Origin of the sequence: Kordiimonas aestuarii, from assembly GCF_025574465.1 — a bacterium.
Taxonomy (GTDB): Bacteria; Pseudomonadota; Alphaproteobacteria; order Sphingomonadales; family Kordiimonadaceae; genus Kordiimonas; species Kordiimonas aestuarii.
In genome coordinates, this window is sequence record NZ_JAOBPP010000010.1 from 1 (window position 1) to 26,607 (window position 26,607).

The following is a 26,607-nucleotide window of genomic DNA, read 5'->3' on the forward strand; positions in this document are numbered from 1 at the left end:
AAACTCATAAAAGGGATTCCCAAACAGGCGAAGATATGATTCAACGCTTCTCAAATCATTGAGGAGGTTTTGATGCGCCGCCGCCGGTATGAACTGACAGATTATGAATGGTCGATCATAGAGCCTTTGCTGCCGAACAAGCCGCGCGGGGTGCCTAGGGTGGATGACCGCCGGGTGATCAACGGCATCTTGTGGCGCTTTCGGGCGGGAACGCCGTGGGCAGACATTCCCGAAAGATATGGTCCCTACACCACCTGCTACAACCGGTTTGTCCGCTGGCGCAAGGCCGGGGTGTGGGACCGACTGTTCGAGGCGGTGAGCAAAGCCCATGACGGTGACATCATTATGATCGACAGCAGCTGTGTCCGTGTGCATCAACAAGGGGCCACGGCAAAAAGGGGGATCAGGACGATGGCTGCATGGGCCGTTCCCGGGGTGGACTGACCACCAAAATCCACGCCCTCGTCGATGCGGATGGTCTGCCGATCAGGCTTTCGCTGACTGCTGGACAGACCCACGACAGCAAACCGGCCCTTGATCTGATTGAGGACATCAAGGAGGAAGCGATCTTGCTCGCTGACAAAGCCTATGATACCGACGCGCTTCGTGCCTTCACCACAGCGCGCAGAGCTTGGGCCAATATTCCGCCAAAAGCCAACCGCAAGCAGTCCTTTACCTTCAGTAAATGGCTGTACCGACACCGTAATCTCGTCGAGCGTTTCTTCAATAAGCTCAAGCACTATCGGGGCATTGCAACGCGCTATGACAAAAACCCGGAGAATTTCCTCGCCGCTGTAAAACTGGCTTCAGTCTGTATCTGGTTGAAAAATTATGAGTCTACGACCTAGTTCCCCCACACGTATAGCGTGCTCGGTGGCACGGCCTGCTTCCCCCTTTCGCACATAGAGGTGAAACTCCGATTTCGCGATAGGTACAATCCAGTCAAACGTGTCCTCGCGCTCGGGCGTGCGGGCAATTGTAAAGATGAACGCATTGTCTTCGCTCAGGGCCCGCTGCATGGCCCGTGGCCATGGCACCACACGAATTTTGTAATTGAGGCGCGCTTCCCCCAGAACCTGTCGAACCTTGGCCGTTGCAAGTCCAACTGCGTTTCCTTGCTCGCTGTAATTATAGGGGGGAAACTCCTCAGTATACACGGTGACATCATCATCGGCCGCCTCGGCAGGCATGGCTAATAAACAACAAACTGCAACAAAACCCTGTATTTGCCCCCGCAACACCGTCTCCCGCCTATAGCGGATCACCAAAGCTGAAAGATAGCACGTTCTGCGACCTTGCGCGACGGCGGATAGTTAAACGGCGGACAGGAACCGTTTAGACTGCAAAGCCGAGACCACCAATAATAGCCCCCACCGCAAAAAGCGACCACTGCGGCATCTGATGGAACTGTTGTTTTTTCCAGACGATAAGAGCAAGATTCCACACACAGAACGCAACCGACAAGGCAAAGGCCAAAACTGCAAGCTCAATTGCATCCGCGTGCAGGCCCGCCCATAGATAGGCAGCGCTCATCACCGCCAGATTGATCGACACCATATGCCAGCAATAATAATTGGTGAACTTTGGCACCGCATGCAGGTCCCGCGCCTGGAGAAGTGGGGCCGCGACATACCGGCCACCGAACCAGCAATGGATAAAGCAGATAACAGCGGTAACAGCGGCAGCGGAGATAAAGTAAACGTTCATAGGCGTAGCCTTGTGTTCAGGGTTGCGACAAGGCTACGCGGCATATGGGCGGCAGACTATAGGACTCAGTGCCGCAGGCTGATCTCCGTTTCCCTGGCTCTACGCGCCAAGCTTATAAGGCCCACCACGGTCAACCGCCCGCTTGTAGGCCGCGCGTGACTGCATGCGCTCAAGATACGCCTTCAGGTTAGGGAAGTGTGCCAGCACGCCGCCTGTGTTCGCGGCCTCCAACACAAAAACCATCATCACATCGGCTCCCGTCAGGCTCTCCCCCACCAGAAACAGCTTTTCAGCAAGCGCTTTGGCAACATAACTCAGGTGGTTGACAATTTCGCTTTGGATGCGCGGACCAAGAGGGGCACCCGCTTCACCCAACCGGCCGACATAGAGGCTCAACATGAAAGGCAGCATGGCAGAGCCTTCTGCGTAATGCAGCCATTCGACATAAGTGTTATAGTCATCGTCTCCCGCCGCCGGACCAAAGGCGCCCTTGCCGTAGGTCCGCACCAGATAATCCACAATAGCGCCAGACTCGGCAATTTTCACGGGACCGTCCTCCAAAAGCGGGGACTTGCCAAGCGGGTGAACCGCCTTCAGGCTTTCCGGTGCCAAACGCGTTTCCTTATCCCGTTTATAAAAAGCGATTTCATATTCGACGCCCAACTCCTCAAGCAGCCAAAGGATACGTTGTGATCGGGAGTTGTTCAGGTGATGAATTTTAATCATATGATACTCTTGCTGGGTTGGCAGTTAACAGGAATGTGGGCACAAACTGTATCTAGCCCGCAAACATTATTCTGCAAGCTGCCTGGACAAAGCGGTGGCCGATATGTTCCGGCACCCTAAAATCCGTTGGGACACTACGTGTCATATGTTAGGTTGCTGCTTCCCCCGAGCCGATGAAATGCTCGGATTTTTTACCGGCCCAACCGCATAAAGGACCTATCCCGCAATGAGCATCGCTATTGAAGATTTTTATCCCAAGGAAACCTTCGACCGCATCAAGGCCTTCGCCGACACCAAAGAAACGCCATTTCTTGTGGTCGACACAAAGATGATTGATGCAGCATACAACGAACTTACGGGCGCGTTTCCCATCGCGAAAATCTTTTATGCCGTCAAAGCAAACCCCGCACCCGAAATCATCGGGCTTTTGCGGGACAAGGGGTCCAACTTCGACATCGCATCAACTTATGAGCTGGATCGCGTTCTGGGGCTTGGCGTGTCTCCCGATCGCATTAGCTATGGCAACACCATCAAAAAGTCCCGCGATATTCGCTATTTCCATGAGAAAGGTGTGCGCCTGTTCGCGACTGACTCTGAAGACGACTTACGCAATATCGCGAAGGCCGCGCCGGGCTCCCGCGTTTATGCCCGGGTGTTGACGGAAGGCACGCACACAGCTGACTGGCCCTTGTCCCGAAAATTCGGGTGCCAAAACGATATGGCGATGGATCTGATGGTGCTGGCGCGTGAACTTGGTCTCGAGCCTTATGGAATCTCTTTCCATGTGGGTTCACAACAGCGCGATATCGGCGCGTGGGATGCCGCGATTGCCAAAGTCACAAATATTTTTGAACGCCTCCGCGACGAGGACGGCATTGTACTGAAAATGATCAACATGGGCGGCGGCTTCCCAGGCAATTATGTCACCCGCGCCCACGACCTGCAAACCTATGCCGATGAGATAACCCGTTTCCTCAAGGAAGACTTCGGCGACGACATGCCGGAAATTATTCTGGAACCCGGCCGCTCGCTTGTTGCCAATGCGGGTATTCTCGTCAGTGAGGTTGTCCTTATCTCCCGCAAGGCACGCATGTCCTTGCACCGCTGGGTCTTCACCGATGTCGGGAAATTTTCCGGCCTTATCGAGACAATGGATGAAGCCATAAAATATCCGATCTACACAGAAAAATCGGGCGAAATGGAGCATTCGATTATTGCGGGGCCAACCTGCGACAGCGCCGATATCATGTACGAAGACACCAAAGTACCGCTGCCGCTCAACCTCGCGATCGGCGACCGGCTTTATTGGTTCTCGACCGGAGCCTACACGACCAGCTACAGCGCTATCGAATTTAACGGATTTCCACCCCTGCAGGGCTATTACATATAGCTTCCCAATGAGCGGGGACCATTGCCCATTGCGCATTTCGCCTCATAGTGTAAAGAAGTGACACAATGAAGTGGGCGGTGATGGGGCAATCTTCGGAAATGAACGGCAGAATTTCGCCAGCATGGCTGTTTGTCATGCCGGTGTTCCTGGCTATATTCGTTTTTCTGGCAGCCTTCCCGTTTCCCATTGTGAAAGCCCCGCTCAATCTGCTGCCTGAGGCTTGCTATTTCTACACCGACACCCAGGATGAATATCCGGACATGAGGCAGATGGCCGTGCAGCAGCGCTGCGACGGCATGGCTCAACCCTCGCGGGATACGGTCTGGCTTTCCATCAACACTGCATCACTCGAGATCGAAGCTGACACTGAGTACTCACTTGTGCTGTTCCGGCACTGGGTGGAAGGCGCGGCAATACAGTTACATTATGAGGACGGCAGCTACATCAGCTATAATCTCGGCCCCTATGACTTCGACCGCTATTGGTCGGTTGGAAATTTTGTCGTCTTCCCTGCACCAGCGCGCGAAAGCCGTGTCAGCCATATATTTATTGGGCTTGAAAACCCGTCCTCAATCAAGCTGTTCCGGCAGCTCAATTTTGTCAAGGCGGAGGAGTGGGATACGCGGGAAGTCACGGGTCACCTGATTATCAGCCTTATCATCGGCGCGCTTCTGGCGATGCTGCTCTATAATATCTCGCTTGCTGCTACGCTTCAGTTCAACTTCCATCTGCAGTATTGCCTGTTTGTCTTTTCAATCTTTGTCTATACGGCGACAGCTTATGGCACTATTGCCTATTTCCTGCCCGGAGTCCTGACAGTCGGTCAGCAGATGAACATCACCATCCTCGCGCTTGGCCTGAATGGCCTTTCCGGCATGTTGTTCCTGAGTGCGTTCATTGAAAAAGGTATTTTCCCCACGTGGTGGGACCGGGTTATCAAAGTGACCGCTGTGCCTTTTCTGCTTTGCTCGGTGCTTTATATTTCGGCGCGGGGCTGGCACACAGATACCATCGATCTCGCCTTCAACCTTTTAGCTCTCGGCGGCATTCTTGTTGTACTGGTATCGCTTGCCATGGCCATACCGCGTGGTAGCCGCTCCGCCATGTTTTATGCCGCCGGCTGGCTCCTGCCCGTGATCGGCGTTGCCATCCGTGTCCTGCGCGGTCTCGATTTCATTCCCCACAGTGCGCTCGTCGAGTTTGCCATGCCGATCGGCATGGCGCTTGAGACCGTCATTCTATCCATCGGGATTGCCGACCGCATCGTACAGCTCCGGCACGAAAGGGACATCGCCCGTATGGCGAGCGAACAGGCAAAAGCAGCAAACGAAGCCAAATCCGATTTCCTCGCCCGCATGAGCCACGAAATCCGCACGCCGCTTAACGCGATTATCGGGCTCAGCGACCTAACCGCCACAACGGAACTGGACCCCAAACAACGCCGTTATGTCAGCAACATCAAGGCTTCCGGAGATATCCTGCTGGCTCTTATTAACGATATTCTGGATTTCTCAAAAATCGAAGCAGGAAAACTTAACATAGAAAGAACGGCTTTCAGGCCAGTTCTCATTTTTGATGTCGTCAATGCCATCGTGAGCGCCAAAGCGCGGGAAAAAGGCCTGAAACTCATATTTACCGGCCTTGATGCCCTCCCCCCCGTGCTGTGTGGTGACCCAACGCGCCTACAACAGATACTGATAAATCTCGCCAATAATGCTGTGAAATTCACTGAGGAAGGGTCGCTTACGATATCTGCCGTGACAGAGCCAGGAGACGACGGGAAGATCTGGTTCCGCTGCGCTGTCACGGATACTGGCATCGGCATGACGACGGAGGAACAAGGGCGCTTGTTCTGCTCTTTCAGTCAGGCCGATGAGTCGATTACCCGAAGATATGGCGGCACCGGCCTCGGGCTTGCCATCTGCAAACAACTCGTGGAGTTGATGCATGGCTCCATCTCGGTTTCCAGCGCCGCAGGGGAAGGGAGCCGGTTTGAGTTTTCGGCGCTGCTTGACCTGCCCTCACCAGAGGATGCAGCAGGTTTCGAACTGAAAACCGCGACCGAGCAACCGGACCAGAAGATGCCGCGCGCCAAGGTCAATATTCTATTGGCTGAGGATAACCCGGTAAACCAGATAATCGCACTCAAGCTTCTTGATGCGCTGGAGGCAAAAGTCGATGTTGCCCATGATGGCATTGAGGCCTTCAGCAAGGCCTCAAACACGCCATACGACCTTATTCTGATGGATCTGCAAATGCCCGGCATGGACGGCATAGCCGTGACCCGCGAACTTCGAAAGACAGCCATCGCTGGAACCGTGCCGATCATTGCCATGACAGCAAATGTAACCAAAGAGGACCGGCAGATGTGTCTTGACGCAGGTATGAATGACCACATCCCAAAGCCGTTCAAAGCTAGCATGCTTTACGACACCCTGCTGAAATGGTTGGGCTGAACCCGCTTCAGCGCGGTGAATATTGGAAAATGACCGTCGACAGCGGCGGCACGGTGATGAGCGCCGAATAGGGTTGGATGTGCCACGGCACGGACTTGGCTTCAACGCCGCCGCCATTACCCACATCAGACCCACCGTAAAAGTGCGAATCCGTATTCAGTTTTTCCGCCCAGAACCCGCCGTAGGGCATTCCAAGGCGGTAGCCCTCGCGCACCACGGGAGAAAAATTGCACACAACAAGACAAGGGCGGTTAACGCCGCCCCGGCGCACGAAGGAAATGATGTTGTCCTGAGACGCACCACCATCGATCCACTGGAAGCCGTCCGCGTCGCAATCCTTGCGGTGCAGTGCGGGAGTGTCTCGGTATAGCCGGTTCAGGTCCCGCACAAGGGTCTGCACCTTTTTATGGTCGGCGTTTTCGAGAAGGTGCCAGTCAAGGCTACTGTCTGCATCCCACTCGCGTTCCTGTGCGAACTCCCCGCCCATAAACAGAAGCTTCTTGCCGGGATGGGCCCACATGAACCCGTAATAGGCACGCAGGTTGGCAAATTTCTGCCAACGATCCCCCGGCATACGCCCGATCAGGGATCCCTTGCCATGCACGACTTCGTCGTGGCTGAGCGGCAGCACATAATTTTCCGAAAACGCATACTGAATGCCAAAGGTCAACTGGTGATGGTGATGCCGACGATGCACGGGTTCGCGCGACATATAATCAAGCGTGTCATTCATCCAGCCCATGTTCCATTTGAAACCAAAACCAAGACCGCCGTCATATGTGGGGGCTGATACTTTTGGATAGGCCGTTGATTCTTCCGCTACCGTAATGATCCCGCCATTCAGGCCATAGGCACGCTCATTCATCGCCCGCAACATGGCAATCGCTTCGCAATTTTCATTGCCGCCATGCTCGTTGGGTAGCCACTCCCCTTCCTTGCGGCTGTAGTCCAGATACAGCATCGAGGCGACGGCATCAACGCGCAGCCCGTCAAGGTGGTATTCCTCCAGCCAGAAGTGAGCGTTGGAGACCAGATAATTCGCGACTTCCCGGCGGCCAAAATTGAAAATCAGGGTATTCCAGTCAGGGTGGAACCCTTTTCGCGGGTCGGCATGCTCAAAAAGATGTGTGCCGTCAAACTTTACCAAACCGTGGTCATCCGCCGGAAAATGCCCGGGCACCCAGTCAAGCAGGACCCCAATTCCCGCCTGATGACAGGCATCTACAAAAGCCTTGAACTCAGCAGGCGTTCCGAACCGACGGGTGGGGGAATATAACCCGACAGGCTGATACCCCCAGGAGCCATCAAACGGATGTTCTGTAACCGGCATCAGCTCGATATGGGTGAACCCCATATCCTTGACGTAAGGGATCAGCCGTTCCGCCAGTTCTTTGTAACTAAGATAGGGAAAAACATCCTCCCGCGTCCGCATCCACGAACCCAGGTGAACCTCATAAATCGAGATTGGCGCGGCACGGTGCTGGCGGGTGCCACGGTCAGCCATCCAACGGCTGTCCCGCCACGCATAATTCTCGATCGAGCGCACGACTGATGCCGTGTTTGGCCGGTATTCGGTCCCGAATGCAAACGGGTCCGCCTTCAGCGGCAACTGCTGGCCGCTACTGCTGAAAATGCAGTATTTATAGTGTGCCCCATCACCAACGCCCGGCACAAACAGCTCCCACACACCGCTGGCGCCGCGGGAACGCATGACGTGCTGTGCACTGTTCCAGTGGTTGAAGTCCCCAACCAGCGTAACACGCAGCGCGCTGGGTGCCCATACAGCGAAGCGGGTGCCGGGCACACCTTCGTGTTCGCATACGTGTGCGCCCAGACACCTATAAACCCGTTCATGCGACCCTTCCGACAATAGATGCAGGTCGAGGTCCCCGATTGTGGGGCCGTACTGATAGGGATCATCATAGAACCAGCTGTGATCACCCGCGCTGGCCTTCAGCCGGTATCCACTTTTGGCTTTTGAGGGGGCCAGGTACACCTCGAACACGCCAGCAGCGTGGATAAGCTTCATGGTGCACAGTGGTGTGGTGCCCTTCCGCGTGCAAACTTCCACCCTTTCCGCACCGGGGATAAACGTGCGAACAACCGTTGTCCCCTCCGCCGGATGCCGTCCAAGGCAGGCAAACGGATCGCCGTGGCAGCCTTTTGCCAACGCATCCAGTTCTTCGGCCTTCATGCTAGCACCGGCATCAATCGCCACAGCCTCACTTACCATCCGGCATTGCTTTCCAGATATCTGTTGCATAGCCGCGAATGGTGCGGTCGGCCGAGAACCAGCCCATATTGGCAGTGTTCAATATGGCTTTCCGGTGCCAGTTTTCCGTGTCTTTAAACTCGTCGTCGATCCGGCGCTGGGTATCCCAATAGGCATTGAAATCAGGAGTGACCTGGAAATAATCATGCGCAAGGATGTTATCGACAATGCCCGCAAATCGTTCGGTATCGCCATTTGAATAATAGCCAGACGAAATCAGTTTCACCACGTCCTGCAAGCGCGGTGTTTCAGCCACCGTGACCCACGGCTGGCACCCGTCTCGCTGGCGGCAGGCAACCTCCTCCGCTTCCATGCCGAAAATGAAGATGTTGTCGTCACCGACATGTTCCTTGATCTCGACATTGGCGCCATCCAGCGTCCCTATTGTCAGTGCACCGTTGAGGGCAAACTTCATGTTGCCCGTGCCCGAAGCTTCAAAACCAGCGGTCGATATCTGCTCGGACAGGTCCGCGCCCGGGATCAGTTCCTCCGCCGCGGAGACGTTGTAATTGGGCAGGAACACCACTTTCAGCAAATCGCCAACATCCTCGTCATTATTCACCTTCGCTGCAACGTCGTTGATCAGCTTGATAATCAGCTTGGCGAGTGTGTAACTGGGTGCGGCCTTGCCTGCGAATATCTTGACGCGTGGCTGCCACCCAGCTTTGGGGTCTTCCTTTATTGCCTGATAGAGCGCCATGGTCTCCAGTGCATTCAGAAGCTGTCGCTTGTATTCGTGGATACGTTTGATCTGAATATCAAACATGGCTTTGGGATTGACCCTGATGCCTGTTTGGCGCTCGATAAACGCGGCAAGACGCACTTTGTTTTCGGCCTTTACTGCCGCGAACTTTTTGCGGAAGGCCTTGTCATCAGCAAAAGGTGCGAGCTTTGAGATATTCTCCAGATTTTCGATCCACTCATCACCAATTGTCTCGGTGACAAGGTCGGCGAGCAGCGGATTGCATTCCAAAAGCCAACGCCGGGGTGTGATTCCATTCGTCTGGTTGAGAATGCGTTCCGGATAAATCTCATGCAGATCCTTGAACACGGTTTGTTTCATCAGTTCCGTGTGCAACGCGGATACGCCGTTCACATGACTTGAGCCAATAAACGCCAGGTTCCCCATCCGGACCCAACCGCCATGATGAGGGTCGATCACTTTCATCGGATCAAGGTTCTTACCCTCGAACTTTGCCCCCACCTCCGCCGTGAAAAGATTATCAATCTCCCGAATGATCTGCAGGTGGCGTGGCAGGCAGCGTTCAAAAAGCTCAAGCGGCCACTTTTCCAGCGCTTCTGGTAGAAGCGTGTGATTGGTATAATGTAAGGCCGCTCGCGCGATCTCGAATGACTTCACAAACTCAAGCCCGTGCTTATCCACAAGCAGGCGAACAAGCTCCGGCACAGCGATTGCCGGATGGGTGTCATTCATCTGGACGGCCACATGATTAGCCAGATCACCAAGATCATGGTGGTCAAGCAAAAAACGCCGAAGGATATCCTGCAGGCTGGCCGATGTAAAAAACACTTCCTGCTTGAGCCTTAACTCGCGTCCTTCCGCAGTGTGGTCACCGGGGTAGAGGACTTTTGTGATCGATTCCGCAAGCACCTGCTGCTGCGATGCCGCCATAAAGTCACCCTGGTTGAACTGGTGCAGGTTCAATACTTCGGCCGACCGGGCCGACCAAAGCCGAAGTGTGTTTACGTGTTTACCGCCCCAACCCGCGATCGGCGTATCGAAAGCACCGGCAAGGATGCGCTCGGACGGGGTCCACACCATCTTGCCGCTGCTTTCGCGCTGCACGGAACCGCCGAACTCAACAGAGTATTCAACCTCAGGCCGGTGAAATTCCCACGCATTACCAAAAACAAGCCAGTCTTCCGGCTCCTCAAGTTGCCAGCCGTCCTGAAAGCTCTGGCGGAAAATACCGTGCTCATAACGGATGCCGTACCCGATACCCGCCACACCGACGGTGGCCATCGAGTCCATAAAACACGCCGCCAAACGGCCAAGGCCGCCATTACCCAGGGCCGGATCGGGCTCCGAAGTGAGGATATCGTTCAACTTGAAGCCAATGTCGCCAAAAAACTCTTTGGCTTCGGTTGTCAGTCCCATGTTGGCAATCGCATCTTCCAGAAGTCGACCGATCATGAATTCCATCGACAGGTAATAAACACGTTTCTGCTTTGATTTGTAGATGCGGCGAGTGGTGTCCATCCATCCGTCGACCATGCGGTCACGAATCGCAAGTGAAAGAGCCACACACCAGTCGCGCGCTACGGCGTGAGACTGGTCCTTGCCGACGGAATAAACCAGATGGCGTAAAACTGATTGGCCGAGAGGAACCGCCGTTGCCGACGTTTGGGGCATGGTTAAATCTGGGCTTGTCATATTACTTTAGCCTTGTCGCAGTAGAGGGGACACATCAGATCATCGGTGCTCAGCAAGAGAGTAAATCCCAATTTGTGACATCCGATTTACAGGACCGCGTAAGTTTCGCGTGAAACAAATTTCGAAACATTCGACATACTTTACGATTCTTTTATTGCGCAATCGATTGCAGTTTTGCAAGAGTATTACAAGCTCTGAAATGCCTCGCCATAACCGAAAATCGGGGGACATGTCTTGAAAACAACAGTAACCGCACCGTTCGCACGTCACACCATGGCATATGTCCTCGCCGGAGGCAGGGGTAGTCGCCTCAAGGAGCTGACTGACAAACGTGCGAAACCTGCTGTTTATTTTGGTGGCAAAAGCCGCATTATCGATTTCGCTCTCTCTAACGCAATGAATTCCGGTATCCGCCGCATTGGTGTCGCCACCCAATATAAGGCTCACAGTCTGATCAAACACCTGCAACGCGGCTGGAACTTCTATCGCGCCGAACGCAACGAAAGCTTTGACATTCTACCCGCGAGCCAGCGCGTTTCCGAAACACAGTGGTACGAAGGCACTGCCGACGCCGTTTACCAGAATATCGACATCATTGAATCATATGCGCCAAAATTCATGGTCATCCTCGCAGGTGATCATGTCTATAAAATGGACTATGAGATGATGCTTGAGGAACATGTAAACTCAGGCGCCGATGTGACCATCGGCTGCCTTGAAGTCACACCGGAAGAAGCCAAGGGCTTCGGGGTCATGCATGTTGACGATGATGACTATGTGACCGACTTCCTTGAAAAGCCTGAAAATCCGCCGACCATCCCCGGCAAGCCGAGCGTCTGCCTTGCGTCGATGGGTATTTATGTCTTTGAGACCGAATTCCTGTTTGAACAGTTGCGCCGTGACGCGGCAGACCCCAATTCATCGCGCGATTTTGGCAAGGATATTATCCCGTATCTTGTTGAAAATGCCAAAGTCTTCGCTCACCGCTTCACCAAGTCCTGCATCCGCAGTGTGCCAGGCGGTGAAGCCTATTGGCGGGACGTTGGAACGGTTGATAGCTACTGGGAGGCCAACCTTGATCTCGCGACAATCGAACCCGGCCTGAACCTGTATGACCGCGAGTGGCCGATCTGGACTTATGCCGAGATTACGCCGCCAGCAAAATTCATTCATGATCAGGAAGGCAGGCGCGGCGCGTCCATCAGTTCGCTTGTTGCTGGCGGCTGTATCGTTTCTGGTAGCCACATCGAAAGTTCACTGTTGTTTACAGGAGTGCACGCTCACTCCTATAGCCGTTTGCAGAAAGTTGTCGCCCTGCCGTATGTAAACATCAATCGTGGGGCACGACTGTCGAATGTAGTGATTGACCGTGGTGTTGAAATTCCTCGTGGCCTTGTTGTCGGCGAGGATCCGGAGGAAGATGCGCTCCGTTTCCGCCGCACCGACAAAGGTGTATGCCTGATTACCCAAAAGATGATCGATGAGTTGGAGCTTGATTAATGCCCCTGAGGCCCAAGCGTGTATTATTTGTTGCTTCTGAATGTTTTCCGCTTATCAAGACCGGCGGTCTTGCAGATGTAATCGGGGCCTTGCCGCTTGTACTCGCCCGCGACGGGCTTGAGGTACATGTTTTGCTCCCCGCCTTCCCTGCTGTCAAAAAGGCGGCGCAAAAACAGGAAAAACTATCAGCTATCCCCTCGCTTTTTGGCGGGAATGCATCACTTCTCCGCGCAGCATCAGAAAATGGATTAAAGCTTTATCTCCTTGATGCGCCGCATTTATTTGACGTACCCGGCAACCCCTATCAAGGCAGCGACGGCAAAGACCGACCCGACAACTGCCGACGCTTCGCAGCCCTTGCCAAGGTGGCTGCCGACCTTGCAGCTGGCGAACTCATCAATGATTGGCACGCAGATATCCTGCACGCCCATGACTGGCAGGCCGGCCTGAGTGCCGCGTACCTGCGCACAAAAAAGAACTGTACAACCAAGACCATATTCACCATTCACAATCTCGCCTTCCAAGGCCTGTTCCCGAAAACAACTTTCGCCGAACTTGGACTGCCAAAGGAAATGTTTTCGCAGGAAGGGCTTGAGTATTGGGATCAGGTTGGCTTCCTGAAAGCTGGGATCATATACAGCGACTGGGTGACGACAGTCAGCCCGACCTATGCACGCGAGATCCAGACTGACGATAGCGGCATGGGTCTCGGTGGCCTGCTGCGAAGCTGCAGCGGCAAGGTTTCGGGGATCAGAAACGGCATCGACACCGACATCTGGAACCCAGAAACCGACCACACCCTTGCAAAACCATTCTCCCCACGGGCCATAACAGGCAAGGCCGCGAACAAAAAAGCAGTGCAACAGGAAGTCGGCCTTGATCCGCATGCCGCTCGTCCGCTCTTTTGCGTGATCAGTCGCCTGACCGAACAAAAAGGCCTTGATCTTCTTGTCGGGGCCATCCCCCATCTCGTTGGAAATGGCGGGCAACTGGCGGTGCTTGGCACCGGCGACAAGGCGATTGAGCAGGCTTTTATCGCGGCTGCGCGCACCCATCCCGGCCATGTCAGCGTAAAGATAGGCTATGACGAAGCGTTGGCGCATCGCCTGCAAGCTGGCGCGGACGCCATTTTTGTACCGTCCCGTTTTGAACCCTGTGGTCTCACGCAGCTCTGTGCACTGCGCTATGGCACTATTCCTATCGTAGCAAGAGTTGGTGGGCTTGCAGATACCGTTGTAGATGCCAATGAGGCTGCGCTAATGGCTGGCGCAGGTAACGGTGTGCAATTTTCGCCCGTCAACTTCGACAGGCTTGTCAGCGCTACCGACCGTTTTCTCGATCTTTTCCGAAATCCGAAAATCCTTACCACGCTCAGGCGGCGGGCGATGAAGCAGGATGTAAGCTGGGCTTTACCCGCAAAGGCTTACGCCACCATATACAATGGCCTCACGCGCGAGACATAGAGAGGAAACCATGTCGTCATTTGCGCCTCCTTCTCCCGGCACAGCCAAAATACTAGGTGCCACACCACAAGAGGGGGGTACCAATTTCGCGATATTCTCCAATCACGCAACCGGCGTCGACCTGTGCTTTTTTTCACCGAACGGGGAAAAGGAACTGGCACGCGTGGCGTTACGTGAGTTCACCGATGGGATTTGGCATGGTTTTGTGCCGGAAATCGGCGACGGGCAGTTATACGGCTACCGGGTGCATGGCCCCTACGCTCCCGAGCAAGGGCATCGCTTCAACGCCAACAAACTTCTCCTTGATCCTTACGCCAGGCGCCTGGTGGGCAATTTCACGCTAAACCCCGCGCTTTACGGCTTTGATCTCGGCTCTGACGACCAGGACCTTAGTTTTTCGGAAGCTGACAGCGCGGCTTTCATGCCGAAATGCGTGGTCGGATCAACCGGTTTTCGCTGGGGCAAGGATGCGCGTCCCGAGGTTACACCGTCTCAGACGGTTCTCTATGAGACCCATGTGAAAGGAATCAGCAAATTCAACAAAGGTGTTCCCGTAAAAAAACGAGGCACATTTGAGGGCCTGTCCACCCCCAAAATGCTGGATCACCTTTTAAAGCTTGGGGTCACGTCGGTTGAACTCCTGCCTGTGCAAGCGTGTTTCCCGGAACCGCGTCTGACTGAACTGGGGCTCAATAATTACTGGGGTTATAATCCGGTCGGATATTTTGTCCCCGAGCCCTCATACCTTGGGCCTTCTGGCATACATTCGTTCCAACGCATGACCAAAGCGCTGCACAGCGCCGGGATCGAAGTGATCCTGGATGTCGTGTACAACCACACCGCCGAAAGCTGGGAGCTTGGCCCAACCCTCAGTTGGCGCGGCATCGATAATAAAAGCTACTACCGTCTGGATGGCGAGAACCCGCGTCTTTACGTGAATGATACAGGGTGCGGTAATACCCTCAATGTGGCGCATCCTCGCGTCTTGCAGATGGTGCTTGATTCGCTACGGTACTGGGTCACAGAAATGCATGTGGATGGCTTCCGCTTCGACCTTGCGACCACGGTTGCGCGCACAGATGAAAGCTACGCCCGCCATGGTGCGTTCCTGCAAGCGGTGGCCCAAGACCCTGTTTTGTCGGCAGTTAAACTGATAGCAGAACCCTGGGACGTTGGCCCCGGGGGTTACCAGTTGGGCGCCTTCCCACCCGGATGGCAGGAATGGAATGATCGCTTTCGCGATACCAGCCGCGCATTCTGGCGCGGGGATAACGGCTGCGCACCAGACCTCGCCGCCCGGTTACTGGGCTCGGCTGATATCTTTGACCATAGCGGCAGACGGGCAACAACATCGGTTAATTTCATAACAAGTCATGACGGTTATACGCTGAAGGACCTCGCCAGCTATAACGACAAGCACAATGAAGCAAACCTTGAGGGCAACCGCGACGGCCACGGACATAACCTGAGCGACAACTGCGGCATGGAAGGTCCAAGTTCGGACCCGGATGTACTGCTCAGGCGTGCCCGACGTGTGCGAAACCTGTTGGCTACGCTTATGCTGTCGCAAGGCAGTCCAATGCTGCTGGCAGGCGATGAAATTGGTCACAGCCAGAAGGGAAATAACAACGCCTACTGTCAGGATAATGAGATCACATGGTTGAATTGGGCGGGCGCCGATCAGGGGCTTTGCAACTATACCAGCACCCTTATCCGCCTCCGACGTGACCACCCGGCACTCCGGCAAAACAATTTTCTACATGGTGCGGAAACGGCGGAGCATGGCGCCAAGGATGCGGTGTGGCTATCGCCCACAGGCTCGGAGTTGACCCCCGAGGAGTGGCAGGACCCGACACTGAAAACGGTTGCTTTGCTCCTCGCACCAACCAAAGGCGCGTCAGACACGCTGTTGATGGTCTTGAATGCATCGGAAAGTCCCCTGCCATTCCTGCTTCCCAGCTCAGCACCGTGGCGGGTCATACTGAATACCGTAAACCTGGGCACTGAGTTTAGCGCATATGGATGCGAAACTGCCGAGCAGACCATTCCCCCAGAAAGTTTCATCCTCTTTGCCAGCAAAGTCGGAAAGTAGTGGCCATGCGCCTTGATCCCAACCTCCTGCACCAGCTTTGCGAAAGCCTTGGCGTATATCATGGCTATCATGACCTGGGCGGCGCTTATATTCAGGCCAGTGACGAGACAAAACTGGCGCAGCTTGCCGCCATGAATGTTTCCATTGAAAGCAATGAGGATATCAAAAACGCGTTGGCGGAGCAGGAACGTGAGAAACAGCGCCACCTGCCCGCAAGCCTTGTCATACGTCAACACGATGCCTGCGCGTTCGAGCTACAGCAACAAGTATACAGCAGCCTGCCGTGGACGATCAGCTTGGAAGACGGTACCACAATTGAGGGCGCGCTGGAGACCGGCGCGACGGCGCTTGTCATTGAGCACGTATTGCCAAAAGGATATCACGAAATAACGCTGGGTAGGGGTAACTCAGTTGAACATTGTCATCTTATCGTCACCCCACCTCAAACGGTCGCTGTTGCGGAGATTACGGGGCACACAAAAGCCTGGGGCATCACAGCTCCGCTTTATGGCCTGAGATCCTCACGTAACTGGGGGATTGGCGACTATGAGGATCTGGCGGTGCTGGCCGAATGCGCCGCCAGGGCGGGTGCTGACTTTATTGGCATCAATCCGGTGCACGCCCTCTTTCCCAGTGCGCCTGACATCTATAGTCCCTATTCGCCGTCAAGCCGGGAATTCCTCAACATCATGCATATCGCGCCAGACCTGATAGAGGAATTTCAAAGCTGTGCCGCGGCTGAAAAGTTGCTCAGTACCTTTAGGTCGGATCCAGTCTATCGCACTGTGCGGACCTCCGAGCTTGTGGACTACCCGGCGGTCTATCGCTTGAAGACCCGCGCTTTTGAAGCGGCCTTTAGCCTGTTCAAGGAGCAGGCAAGCGACAAAAGGCGGCAAGCCTTTCAAGCTTTTCTCGACAAAAAGGGCACCGCGCTGAAACGCCATGCGCTTTACAATGTCCTGTTCGAGAGGCAGCGCAAAGCCAACCCGGCGGCGTCAGGCTGGACCGACTGGCCACCAGAACTGCGATCACCAGACACCGATGCCAGTGCGGAAGTTGACAAGCAGGAAAAAGACCGTGTCACCTACTATTGTTACCTGCAATGGATTGCCCATGCACAGCTTGATGCGGCGCATGCCCGTGCAATAGCTGCGGGCATGCGCATCGGGCTCTATCTCGATCTCGCCGTTGGTATGGTTCCCGGAGGAGCTGAAGCATGGGCAGAGCCTTCAGCTATCGTGCACGGCATGAGCCTTGGCGCGCCAGGCGACGCCGCGAACCCTGATGGTCAGAAATGGCATCTGGCACCCCTGGACCCGATTGCCCTCAAGGCTACTGGTTACCGCATTTTCCGCCGGACGCTCAGAGAGGCGATGCAATCAGCAGGGCTCATCCGTATTGACCATATTCTCGGTCTGAACAGGGCCTTCTGGTGCCCGCTTGCAAACGAGGCTCCCGGAAATTATCTAAACTACCCCCGAGAAGACATGCTTGGTGTTATCGCACTTGAAAGTGAGCGTAACCGGTGCATCGTTGTTGGCGAGGATCTTGGCACGGTCCCGGAAGGCTTCCGCGAGCGTCTGGCGGACTGGGGGCTGCTTGGCTGTGCCATCCTTTACTTTGAACGCGAGTATGGTGCCTTCAAGGCCCCCGCACGGTTTGAGGAGTCAAAACTCGCTTCACTCAACAATCACGACTTCCCCACGCTCAAAGGGTATTGGGAAGGGGAAGATTTCCGCTGGCGGAAAACGCTGGACATTGGCACCGCGGATAACCGGCTGGAACGCGACAGGAATGAGCGCCTCCATGACAGGTGGCTGATGCTGAAGAGGCTTGAAGAAGAAGGCTTGCTACCGGACGGCGTATCCCCGGATGCCGCCCCTGCAAAGCTCTCGGATGACCTCGCGGTAGCCATCCATACCTATCTCGCACGCACACAGTCGGACATCATCGCTGTCCAGTTGGAGGACCTGCTCGGCCTGCGTGATCAGCCCAATGTGCCAGGCACCACGACTGAGGAGCCCAATTGGCGCCGCAAATTACCTGTAGAGATAGAAAGCGTATTCAATTGCGCGCTTGCCTCGCGTATCGTAGCGGCCATTCGAGAAGAAAGGCCATAGTTTTAAAGGCTTAGACAGAGGGAACACAATGACGATACGAGCAATAGCAACGACGCCGTTTCCCGGCCAGAAACCCGGCACCTCGGGACTGCGCAAGAAAGTCAGGCAGTTTCGGGAAGCACATTATCTGGAGAATTTTGTCCAAAGCATCTTTGACGCTGTGGGGAATATGGAAGGCGCAACGCTGGTGCTTGGTGGCGACGGCCGTTTTTTCAATCGGCAGGCAATCCAGATTATTCTGAAAATGGCAGCGGCGAATAACATTGGTCGCGTGGTTGTGGGTCAAAACGGGCTGCTCAGCACCCCTGCCGCATCATGCCTTATCCGCAAACTTGCGGCCAAGGGCGGCATCATTCTCTCGGCAAGCCATAACCCTGGTGGCCCGGATGAAGATTTTGGCATAAAGTACAATAGCAATAATGGTGGCCCTGCGCCGGAGAGCATCACAGACGCGATCTATACACGCACACAAATCATAGATAGCTACAATATTCTGGACGCGGACGACATCGCTCTTGATGAGCTTGGCGAATTTACCTTGGCCGACATGACGGTTGAAATTGTCGATCCGGTCAAAGAATACCGACGCCTGATGAAGCGCCTGTTTAACTTCAAGAAGATCAAAAAGCTTTTCAGGAATGGCTTCCGGCTGCGATTTGATGCCATGCACGCCATCACCGGCCCCTATGCAAAGGATATTCTTGAGCGCAAGCTGGGCGCGCCCAAGGGCACCGTGGTGAACTACCAGCCACTTGAAGACTTTGGCGGCCACCACCCGGACCCAAACCCGGTGCACGCCCGCGCATTATTTGACCTGATGTTTGGCGAAGACGCCCCAGATATGGGCGCGGCATCTGATGGTGACGGCGACCGCAACATCATTCTTGGCCGGGGCATATATGTGGCGCCAAGTGATAGCCTTGCCGTTCTCGCTGCCAACGCACATCTGGCGCCTGGCTACGAGAATGGCCTTGCGGGTGTCGCACGCTCCATGCCGACAAGCGGGGCTGTTGACCGTGTTGCTGCAGAGGTTGGCATGCCATGCTTCGAAACTCCAACGGGCTGGAAGTATTTCGGCAACCTGCTTGACGCTGGCAAGGTAAGCCTTTGCGGCGAGGAAAGTGCAGGTACGGGCTCAGACCATGTGCGCGAGAAAGATGGGCTGTGGGCGGTACTCTTGTGGCTGAATATTCTTGCAGAACGGCAAGAGAGCATCGCTGAAATCATGAAGGCGCACTGGCGCACCTATGGCCGCAACTTCTATTCACGCCACGATTATGAAGCGGTTGACAGTGCCGTAGCAGACAAACTCATGACAGACCTGCGAACAAAGCTCGAACACCTTCCGGGGCAAGCTTTTTCAGGGGAGACTGCCCGGACCGCCGACGATTTTTCCTATACCGACCCTGTCGATGGATCGGTCGCGAAAAACCAGGGCGTCCGCATCGTCTTCGAGAGTGGTGCCCGTATCGTATATCGGCTGTCCGGCACGGGTACCGAAGGTGCCACCCTGCGGGTCTATCTTGAACGCTATGTTGTCGACCCATCCGAACATCAAGTGGAAACACAGGTGGCGCTGGAACGCATTATCAGCATCGCTGATCAGATTGGCGGGATAGCTGAACGCACAGGGCGCGCTGAACCCGATGTCGTTTCATAAACGACCCCAACAGCCTTGACGTCGGGCTTGGCAACTGTAACCTACTGACTAATTTTGTCAGTAGGTGATGGTACGCTTCCACTATGAGACGCGCAGACAGGCTTTTTCAGATCGTAAGCTACCTTCAGGGGCGGCGTATCGCCATCACGGCACAGGATATCGCGGAAGAGTTTGATATCAGCGTCCGCACTGTTTACCGCGACATTCAGGACCTGATCACCACGGGCGTGCCGATCTCAGGCGAAGCTGGTGTCGGCTATATCCTCGACAAAAGTTATTACCTGCCGCCGATGAGTTTCGATGTAAACGAGCTTGAAACCCTGATGCTGGGGGCAGCGATGGTATCAAGCTGGACGGATGCACATATGGCCGCATCGGCCAAAAGCCTTATCCTCAAGATTAAGAATGTTCTGACGACACAAGACCGCGAGGCTTTTTCTGGCGTCGCGCTCTTCGCGCCGCCCTCTCGCGCCAAATTGCCATGGAATATTGATTTCTCATTCCTCAGGCAGGCCGTACGGCAGAAAGAAAAGCTCGCCCTTGATTATGCCGACGAGGAAGGCCGCACCACCCAACGGATTGTTCGGCCATTGTCACTGGTATTTATCGGTCCCGTGTGGATGATGCTTGGCTGGTGCGAAATGCGGCAGGATTTCCGCCACTTCCGCCTCGACCGTATGCTGGTGGCATCCCCTACAGGGGATATATTTACCGACACACCAGAGACCAGCCTGAAAACCTATCTGGCACGCCTCAATTACCGCGACGGGCTCAAGGACTAGACGGAGCCAAATTCGGCAGCGACAAACCGCTCAAGGCTGTCGAGGCAGCCATTCCAACCCTGATCATGACTCAGACGTACTTCATCGGATGGGAAGCGCGTTTGTGTCAGCACCATTTCAGTCCGGTTCGGCGACAACTCGCGGAAATCGAGCGTGACAAGGCTGTTGTCTATAATATGCGAGCTCCAGCTGAAGGTGATACGGGTGTAGCGGTTAATCTCGATATATTCGCCGCTCATGGTGTAATCACCGGTCTGCAGGTGCATGGTCAGGCTGTAGCTGCCACCCACTGCAAAACTACTCCTGACTGTGCTGTTCTTCAGGGGTGTCTGACTTGCGAAAAACCACCGTCCCATGACAGATGGCTTCGCCCACGCATCAAAAAGCTGCCGCTTGCTGCATGGCATCACACGTTTGATCACCAACGGCTCCATGTTACTCCCCTCCTGCCTCATTTATATATTTCTCAAGCTCGTCAAGCCGTCCCGCCCAGAATTTGGCATGGAGTGCGATATAGCTCGCGACTGTTCGCCAAACATCGAAATTCATATGGCAATAAACCTCACGCCCGCGACGCGACTTGAGGATCAACCCCGCGCCTTCAAGCGCGGCGATGTTTTTGGATGCTGCACTCATCCGCCATCCGCCAATGGCAGCAAGCTCTCCAATGGAGCGTGGCCCTGCCGCAAGCTCAGCCAACATCGCCCTTCGGCGCCGGTCCGCCAACGCCATAAACACCGCATCCAATTGATCATCATTTTCCATATATGGAAAATATATCATAATAATTAGATAGTGAACTTTATTTTTATATTTAATATCAATATCTTAATTATTATTATTTATTTTCTGTATTTTATTTAAACACCGTGCGCCAGCCATAAAATGAATACAGGTTTCGCAAACAGGAAGGAAACAGACGATGGCGAATATCTGTCACACGTTCAGTACATATGCCCCCAAAGAGAAAATCATGGCGGCACTCAACACTCTGGATGGCCTGCAGGGTTGGTGGACGGAAACCACTACCGGCGAGCCAACCAAGGGCGGCACACTCCAATTCCGATTTGGCGATAATGGCGGCTTCGACATGGAGGTCAAAGAGAACCGCGACGGCTTTGTACTTTGGGAAGTCAGGGGAGGACCGGAGGACTGGGTTGGTACCCAGCTTGAATTCAAGGTCATCGATGATGACGGGCAAAACCGGCTGATGTTCCGCCATATTGGCTGGGCGGAGGAAGCGCCATTTTTCCATCACTGTTCAACAAAATGGGCAACCTTCATCCTGAGCATGCGGGACATGGTGGAGAAGGGGAATGGTACACCGTTTCCCAATGACCTGAAGATCGAAGCTGCCGGTATGTAGGCATAAAAAAAGCCCGGCATGACGCCGGGCTTTATCTTTACATCCGTCATATATCAGGAAGTGATTGTCTCACTTACTTCCCAGGTCTGGCCACCATACATGATATCCTTGAGGGTTGTTTTGCCCTTGCGCTCGGCAACCTGCCCAAGAACTGCATCGGTATAGCTGTGTTCCGCCTGACGGGCATATAAAACCCCCATCACCACCGGTTCGTCCGCTTGCCCGCCAAGCTCGCCCAACATGCGGGCCAGTTGCAGGTTGGTCTCATCATGGGTCAGAACATCATCTTCGGTGATGCCACCTTCACCAATGACCACCACCTCAAGCGCAAATTTTTGTGCATTGAAGCGGATGCCCTTGTTGCGTTCGGCACCAAACAGCATCTTTTCGCCGTGTTCCACGAGCAACTGCTTATCAGCCACGACATTCTTCTCGGTGATCCCTTTCCAGGCTGCATCGTTATAAACGATACAGTTCTGCAGGATCTCCACAAAGGAGGCACCCTTGAAAGCATGCGCACGCTTGAACACACCCGGCATGTGCTTCTGCGCAGTGTCCACCGTGCGGGCCACAAAGTGCGCACCAGAACCAAGCGCAAAGCTGATCGGGTTCAGCGCTGGATCAACGGAACCCTGCGGCGTTGACGGAGAGCGCGTACCAAGGTCAGACGTGGGCGAATATTGTCCTTTCGTCAGACCGTAAATCTTGTTGTTGAACAAGAGGATATTGAGGTCGACATCCCGCCGGAGCGCATGCATCAGGTGGTTGCCACCGATCGACAGGCCATCACCGTCCCCGGTGACCACCCAGACGTCCAGTTCGGGGTTCGCCAGCTTCAGGCCCGTTGCTACCGCAGGTGCCCGGCCATGGATGGTATGGAAACCATAGGTGTTCATATAGTAGGGGAAACGGCTTGAGCAGCCGATGCCCGATACAAAAACCGTATTTTCGCGTGTGACACCCATCTCAGGCAACGTGCGTTGCATACATTTGAGGATGGCATAGTCACCACAACCCGGGCACCAGCGCACTTCCTGGTCGCTAGTAAAGTCCTTGATGGTCAGGTTCGCTTTGGGGGCGCTCAGTTCGTTCATGGCACCGTCTCCCTTAACTGCTGGCTTCAGCGTGGATCACATCCAGGATTTCCTGGATCTTGAACGGCTGGCCTGAAACTTTGTTGAGCGGCTTGGCGTCGATCAGGAACTTGTCCCGAAGCACGGTCTTGAGCTGCCCTGTGTTCATTTCCGGCACAATCACCTTGTCGAAGCTGGCAAGAAGTTCCCCAAGGTTGGCCGGGAATGGATTAAGATACCGAATATGTATGTGCGAAACCTTAAGGCCTTCTTCGCGGCCGGCCTTCACAGCCTCAGAGATCGGGCCGTATGTCGAGCCCCAGCCGACCACCGCGAGCGTGCCGCTGTCTTCTCCCTGATCAACACCCTGTGCCGGGATATCGTTCGCGATGCCGTCGATTTTACCCACGCGAGTATCGGTCATCTTCTGGTGATTTTCAGGGTCATACGAAATATGGCCGCTGTCGAAGCTCTTCTCAATACCGCCGATGCGGTGCTCAGTACCCGGCACGCCCGGCTTCGGCCAGTGGCGCGCCAATGTGACCTCATCCCGCTTGAAGGGGTTGAACTCAAGCCCTTCTTCTGGCGCCTCGGCAAATGTCACCTTGAAGGGTTCGATCTTGTCGAGATCCGGCAACTTCCATGGCTCCGCCGCGTTGGCGATAAAACCATCCGTCAGGAGCATCACCGGCGTCATATACTTGACCGCGATACGGCATGCCTCAATCGCGGCTTCAAAACAGTCACCAGGACTGCGGGTCGCGATCACTGGCAGCGGCGCATCACCGTTCCGGCCATAGATAGCCTGATAAAGGTCTGATTGTTCTGTTTTTGTCGGCAAGCCAGTCGACGGGCCACCACGCTGGCTGTTGATCACAACTAGCGGCAGCTCGATTGAGATCGCGAGACCAAGCGCCTCACCCTTGAGGGCAATGCCAGGGCCTGATGAGCTGGTCACACCCAGCGCGCCGCCATAGGCCGCGCCAATAGCAGCACAGATTGCCGCAATCTCGTCTTCCGCCTGAAAGGTTACCACACCCAGCTCTTTCATGTTTGAAAGCGTGTGAAGGATGGGTGACGCCGGGGTGATGGGATACGAGCCCAGCACAATAGGCAAGCCGGAAAGTTCACCGCCCGCCGTGATACCCCATGACAGCGCCTGACTGCCGGTCACCGTTTTATAGATGCCAGGTTCGCTGTGCGTTGCACCAATCTGGTAGCGCTTGAAGTGAACGGACAACTCAGCTGTCTCGCCAAAGGCATGTCCCGCATTGAGCGCCGCAACGTTCGCCCCCGCAATATCGGGAAGCTTGGCAAATTTTTTCTCCAACCACGCAACAACAGGCTCACGCTTGCGACTGAACATCCAGAGCATAAGCCCCAGCGTCCACATGTTTTTACAGCGCAGCGCTTCCTTGTTACCAAGGCCGAAGTCTTTCACGGCTTCGAGCGTCAGTTTGGAGACATCAAGCTCAACCAACTGATAGGCTTCCAGTTCGTGCGTGGACAATGGGTCAACATCATAACCAGCTTTTTGAAGGTTACGCTTGGAGAAGGCGCCAGTATCAACAACCAGCAGGCCACCCGGACGCAGGGTCTTGATATTCACCTTGAGTGCCGCCGGGTTCATTGCCACCAGCACATCCGGGCGGTCACCGACCGTCTTGATCGACTTTGCACCAAAGTTGATCTGGAAGGCGGAGACACCAAAGGTGGTGCCCGCAGGCGCGCGAATTTCTGCCGGAAAGTCCGGGAAGGTGGCAAGATCACTACCGGACAGCGCCGTTGAAGTGGTAAACTGGCTGCCGGTAAGCTGCATGCCGTCGCCGCTGTCGCCCGCGAAACGGACAACCGCCGATTCCAGAACCTGTACGTCAGAAGCCATCTGATTCCATATCCTTAAAGTGCGCAGGCAACTCCTATCGGCGCCCGCTGTCAATGCTCTTTGTCACATGTGCGCTTTTAATAGCGATCTTCAAGCAAAAACACGAAGAACTTTTTCTATCATCCGCATGTAACGTAGCTATTTTGAGAATTTTATTCTAATCAATTACCAAAATAGCCAACTCAACTCGCACGCGGTGTACGCATCAACACAAACTCTTCCGCGCTTGAGGGATGCACCGCAACCGTGGCATCAAACTGGACTTTTGTCAGCCCGGCTTTCACCGCGATGCCAATACCCTGGATAATCTCCGCCGCGTCCGCGCCAATCATGTGCGCACCAACCACTTTGCCAGTGCTTTTGTCAACGATCATTTTGGTGAAAGCCCGCTCATCCGAACCACCCAGCGTATGCTTCATCGGCTTGAAGTCGGAGGTATAGACTTCAATGTCACCATACTTCGCTTTGGCGTCAGATTCAGAAAGACCAACTGTACCAATCGGCGGCTGCGAGAAGACAGCCGTTGGAATGGCGTCATGTTCAGGCGCGGTTGGCGTGTCGGCAAAGACAGTCAACGCAAAAGCGTGGCCCTCCTTGATAGCAACCGGCGTCAATTGCACCCGGTCCGTCACATCACCCACGGCATAGATGCTGTCCACATTGGTCTTGCCGTAGGCATCCACCTTCACAGCGCCCCCTTGTGCCAAATCTACACCAGCATCCTCAAGCCCGAGCCCCCGGGTGTTTGGTACGCGCCCTGTCGCATACATCACTGTGTCAGCTTCCACCTCGCTGCCATCAGTCAGGGTCAGCCGCACATTGCCATCCCGCTTCTCAATGCGGGTAACATTTGTGCCAACGCGGGTCTCGATGCCTTTCCGGCGCATCTCATCCGCCAGACGGTCACGCAGGTCATCGTCAAAACCACGCATAATCTGCTCACCCCGGTAAAGAAGCGTCACATCAGACCCCATACCATGGAAGATGCCGGCGAACTCAACAGCAATATAACCACCGCCAACAATCACAACACGCTTCGGCTGTTCTTCAAGGTGAAAGGCCTCGTTCGAAGTGATCGCGTGTTCAATTCCAGGTACATCCGGCATATGCGGCCAACCGCCAGAAGCCACCAGGATAGTCTTGGCCGTTATCTCCCGGCCATCCACCTTCACACTGTTTGGCCCCGAAACAACCGCGCTGCCGTTGATAAGCTCAACCCCCGCGCCCTCAAGCGTATTGATATAGAGACCGTTCAAGCGATCGATCTCCGCATCCTTGCGGGCGATAAACGCCTTCCAGTCGAACGCTGTTTCACCGACCGACCAGCCAAAACCACGCGCCAACTCAAGATCATCTGCGAAGTGGGAGGCGTAGACCATTAACTTCTTCGGCACGCAACCACGGATCACACAGGTGCCACCCACACGGTATTCCTCGGCCACCGCGACACGCGCACCAAAACTGGCCGCAATCCGGCTGGCTCGTACACCGCCAGAGCCTGCGCCAATGACAAAAAGGTCGTAATCAAATTCCATAACGCATCCGTTCTCACTCATTTATTATTGCATATGCAATAATAAATCGCTGTATGCAATGCCTGTAGCTTGGCTTCAAAATATAAGGGCACTGTGCAAAATACCAAGCCGAATGCGCCGAAGGTCGCCATCACAATTGTATGATGCGGTTTAAAAGTAGACCACCATATAATATGCGGCACGGT

20 protein-coding genes are annotated in these 26,607 nt (G+C 54.7%); 10 read left to right on the top strand and 10 right to left on the bottom strand.

What is annotated here, in order from left to right:
• Positions 1–72 precede the first annotated feature (72 nt).
• A protein-coding gene (locus OEU85_RS01550) for an IS5 family transposase (protein WP_262689381.1) occupies positions 73–848 on the top strand; the annotation gives its coding sequence in 2 pieces (ribosomal slippage) (positions 73–388 and positions 388–848; 777 coding nt in all).
• Here OEU85_RS01550 and OEU85_RS01555 read toward each other — a convergent pair.
• From OEU85_RS01555 to OEU85_RS01565, 3 genes are all read right to left on the bottom strand, one after another.
• Complete coding sequence (locus OEU85_RS01555) at positions 807–1,238, bottom strand: substrate-binding periplasmic protein (protein ID WP_262689676.1); 432 nt, start codon at positions 1,236–1,238, stop codon at positions 807–809. The two genes, OEU85_RS01550 and OEU85_RS01555, sit on opposite strands and share 42 nt — an antisense overlap.
• Positions 1,239–1,335: 97 nt before the next feature.
• Positions 1,336–1,707 (bottom strand): hypothetical protein, encoded by a 372-nt coding sequence (locus OEU85_RS01560; RefSeq protein ID WP_262689677.1) that lies wholly within the window; start codon positions 1,705–1,707, stop codon positions 1,336–1,338.
• A gap of 99 nt (positions 1,708–1,806) precedes the next feature.
• Complete coding sequence (locus OEU85_RS01565; RefSeq protein ID WP_262689678.1) at positions 1,807–2,433, bottom strand: glutathione S-transferase family protein; 627 nt, start codon at positions 2,431–2,433, stop codon at positions 1,807–1,809.
• 226 nt (positions 2,434–2,659) lie between these two features.
• On the opposite strand from OEU85_RS01565, the gene OEU85_RS01570 reads away from it, so the two are divergent.
• Both OEU85_RS01570 and OEU85_RS01575 read left to right on the top strand, forming a co-directional pair.
• Positions 2,660–3,823, top strand: a complete 1,164-nt coding sequence (locus tag OEU85_RS01570; RefSeq protein WP_262689679.1) for a type III PLP-dependent enzyme — start codon at positions 2,660–2,662, stop codon at positions 3,821–3,823.
• Between the two features lie 98 nt (positions 3,824–3,921).
• Positions 3,922–6,279, top strand: a complete 2,358-nt coding sequence (locus OEU85_RS01575; RefSeq protein WP_262689680.1) for a hybrid sensor histidine kinase/response regulator — start codon at positions 3,922–3,924, stop codon at positions 6,277–6,279.
• A 7-nt stretch (positions 6,280–6,286) separates the two neighbouring features.
• Here the strand turns inward: OEU85_RS01575 and glgB are convergent, their stop codons facing one another.
• Complete coding sequence (gene glgB / locus OEU85_RS01580; RefSeq protein WP_262689681.1) at positions 6,287–8,512, bottom strand: 1,4-alpha-glucan branching protein GlgB; 2,226 nt, start codon at positions 8,510–8,512, stop codon at positions 6,287–6,289.
• Complete coding sequence (locus OEU85_RS01585; protein ID WP_262689682.1) at positions 8,502–10,925, bottom strand: glycogen/starch/alpha-glucan phosphorylase; 2,424 nt, start codon at positions 10,923–10,925, stop codon at positions 8,502–8,504. Before OEU85_RS01585 ends, glgB begins: the two co-directional genes overlap by 11 nt.
• 255 nt (positions 10,926–11,180) lie before the next feature.
• On the opposite strand from OEU85_RS01585, the gene glgC reads away from it, so the two are divergent.
• The 6 genes from glgC to OEU85_RS01615 all read left to right on the top strand — a co-directional run bounded on the left by glgC (position 11,181) and on the right by OEU85_RS01615 (position 20,563).
• The gene (glgC, locus tag OEU85_RS01590) at positions 11,181–12,446 is read left to right on the top strand and encodes a glucose-1-phosphate adenylyltransferase (RefSeq protein WP_262689683.1); all 1,266 of its coding nucleotides are present in this window, start codon (positions 11,181–11,183) and stop codon (positions 12,444–12,446) included.
• Positions 12,446–13,909: a glycogen synthase GlgA gene (gene glgA / locus OEU85_RS01595; protein WP_262689684.1), complete on the top strand. Its 1,464-nt coding sequence runs from the start codon at positions 12,446–12,448 to the stop codon at positions 13,907–13,909. The genes glgC and glgA overlap by 1 nt, the downstream gene beginning before the upstream one ends.
• A gap of 10 nt (positions 13,910–13,919) precedes the next feature.
• Complete coding sequence (gene glgX / locus OEU85_RS01600; protein WP_262689685.1) at positions 13,920–16,001, top strand: glycogen debranching protein GlgX; 2,082 nt, start codon at positions 13,920–13,922, stop codon at positions 15,999–16,001.
• Positions 16,002–16,006: 5 nt separating this feature from the next.
• Complete coding sequence (malQ, locus tag OEU85_RS01605; protein ID WP_262689686.1) at positions 16,007–18,121, top strand: 4-alpha-glucanotransferase; 2,115 nt, start codon at positions 16,007–16,009, stop codon at positions 18,119–18,121.
• Between the two features lie 28 nt (positions 18,122–18,149).
• A complete protein-coding gene (locus tag OEU85_RS01610; protein ID WP_262689687.1) occupies positions 18,150–19,781 on the top strand; it encodes an alpha-D-glucose phosphate-specific phosphoglucomutase in 1,632 nt (543 codons plus the stop codon).
• Positions 19,782–19,864: 83 nt separating this feature from the next.
• The gene (locus OEU85_RS01615) at positions 19,865–20,563 is read left to right on the top strand and encodes a helix-turn-helix transcriptional regulator (RefSeq protein WP_262689688.1); all 699 of its coding nucleotides are present in this window, start codon (positions 19,865–19,867) and stop codon (positions 20,561–20,563) included.
• Here the strand turns inward: OEU85_RS01615 and OEU85_RS01620 are convergent.
• Together OEU85_RS01620 and OEU85_RS01625 are read right to left on the bottom strand one after the other, a co-directional pair.
• A complete protein-coding gene (locus OEU85_RS01620; protein ID WP_262689689.1) occupies positions 20,560–20,997 on the bottom strand; it encodes an SRPBCC family protein in 438 nt (145 codons plus the stop codon). The genes OEU85_RS01615 and OEU85_RS01620 overlap by 4 nt on opposite strands.
• A gap of 1 nt (position 20,998) precedes the next feature.
• Positions 20,999–21,328, bottom strand: coding sequence for an ArsR/SmtB family transcription factor (locus tag OEU85_RS01625; protein WP_262689690.1), 330 nt, complete (start codon positions 21,326–21,328; stop codon positions 20,999–21,001).
• A 157-nt stretch (positions 21,329–21,485) separates the two neighbouring features.
• Between OEU85_RS01625 and OEU85_RS01630 the strand changes: the two genes are divergently transcribed.
• Positions 21,486–21,929: an SRPBCC family protein gene (locus tag OEU85_RS01630; protein ID WP_262689691.1), complete on the top strand. Its 444-nt coding sequence runs from the start codon at positions 21,486–21,488 to the stop codon at positions 21,927–21,929.
• 53 nt (positions 21,930–21,982) lie between these two features.
• On the opposite strand, the gene OEU85_RS01635 is transcribed toward OEU85_RS01630, so the two are convergent.
• The 3 genes from OEU85_RS01635 to gor all read right to left on the bottom strand — a co-directional run bounded on the left by OEU85_RS01635 (position 21,983) and on the right by gor (position 26,422).
• Complete coding sequence (locus OEU85_RS01635) at positions 21,983–23,023, bottom strand: 2-oxoacid:ferredoxin oxidoreductase subunit beta (protein WP_262689692.1); 1,041 nt, start codon at positions 23,021–23,023, stop codon at positions 21,983–21,985.
• A gap of 13 nt (positions 23,024–23,036) precedes the next feature.
• Positions 23,037–24,887, bottom strand: coding sequence for a 2-oxoacid:acceptor oxidoreductase subunit alpha (locus OEU85_RS01640; protein WP_262689693.1), 1,851 nt, complete (start codon positions 24,885–24,887; stop codon positions 23,037–23,039).
• A gap of 182 nt (positions 24,888–25,069) precedes the next feature.
• Complete coding sequence (gor, locus tag OEU85_RS01645) at positions 25,070–26,422, bottom strand: glutathione-disulfide reductase (RefSeq protein WP_262689694.1); 1,353 nt, start codon at positions 26,420–26,422, stop codon at positions 25,070–25,072.
• Positions 26,423–26,607: the final 185 nt, after the last annotated feature.

Excerpts from the sequence above, each read along its gene's own strand:
- OEU85_RS01560 (WP_262689677.1), bottom strand. The coding sequence starts at position 1,707 with ATGAACGTTTACTTTATCTCCGCTGCCGCTGTTACCGCTGTTATCTGC.
- OEU85_RS01565 (WP_262689678.1), bottom strand. The coding sequence starts at position 2,433 with ATGATTAAAATTCATCACCTGAACAACTCCCGATCACAACGTATCCTT.
- OEU85_RS01570 (WP_262689679.1), top strand. The coding sequence starts at position 2,660 with ATGAGCATCGCTATTGAAGATTTTTATCCCAAGGAAACCTTCGACCGC.
- OEU85_RS01575 (WP_262689680.1), top strand. The coding sequence starts at position 3,922 with ATGAACGGCAGAATTTCGCCAGCATGGCTGTTTGTCATGCCGGTGTTC.
- glgB (WP_262689681.1), bottom strand. The coding sequence starts at position 8,512 with ATGGTAAGTGAGGCTGTGGCGATTGATGCCGGTGCTAGCATGAAGGCC.
- OEU85_RS01585 (WP_262689682.1), bottom strand. The coding sequence starts at position 10,925 with ATGCCCCAAACGTCGGCAACGGCGGTTCCTCTCGGCCAATCAGTTTTA.
- glgA (WP_262689684.1), top strand. The coding sequence starts at position 12,446 with ATGCCCCTGAGGCCCAAGCGTGTATTATTTGTTGCTTCTGAATGTTTT.
- glgX (WP_262689685.1), top strand. The coding sequence starts at position 13,920 with ATGTCGTCATTTGCGCCTCCTTCTCCCGGCACAGCCAAAATACTAGGT.
- malQ (WP_262689686.1), top strand. The coding sequence starts at position 16,007 with ATGCGCCTTGATCCCAACCTCCTGCACCAGCTTTGCGAAAGCCTTGGC.
- OEU85_RS01610 (WP_262689687.1), top strand. The coding sequence starts at position 18,150 with ATGACGATACGAGCAATAGCAACGACGCCGTTTCCCGGCCAGAAACCC.
- OEU85_RS01615 (WP_262689688.1), top strand. The coding sequence starts at position 19,865 with ATGAGACGCGCAGACAGGCTTTTTCAGATCGTAAGCTACCTTCAGGGG.
- OEU85_RS01620 (WP_262689689.1), bottom strand. The coding sequence starts at position 20,997 with ATGGAGCCGTTGGTGATCAAACGTGTGATGCCATGCAGCAAGCGGCAG.
- OEU85_RS01625 (WP_262689690.1), bottom strand. The coding sequence starts at position 21,328 with ATGGAAAATGATGATCAATTGGATGCGGTGTTTATGGCGTTGGCGGAC.
- OEU85_RS01630 (WP_262689691.1), top strand. The coding sequence starts at position 21,486 with ATGGCGAATATCTGTCACACGTTCAGTACATATGCCCCCAAAGAGAAA.
- OEU85_RS01635 (WP_262689692.1), bottom strand. The coding sequence starts at position 23,023 with ATGAACGAACTGAGCGCCCCCAAAGCGAACCTGACCATCAAGGACTTT.
- OEU85_RS01640 (WP_262689693.1), bottom strand. The coding sequence starts at position 24,887 with ATGGCTTCTGACGTACAGGTTCTGGAATCGGCGGTTGTCCGTTTCGCG.
- gor (WP_262689694.1), bottom strand. The coding sequence starts at position 26,422 with ATGGAATTTGATTACGACCTTTTTGTCATTGGCGCAGGCTCTGGCGGT.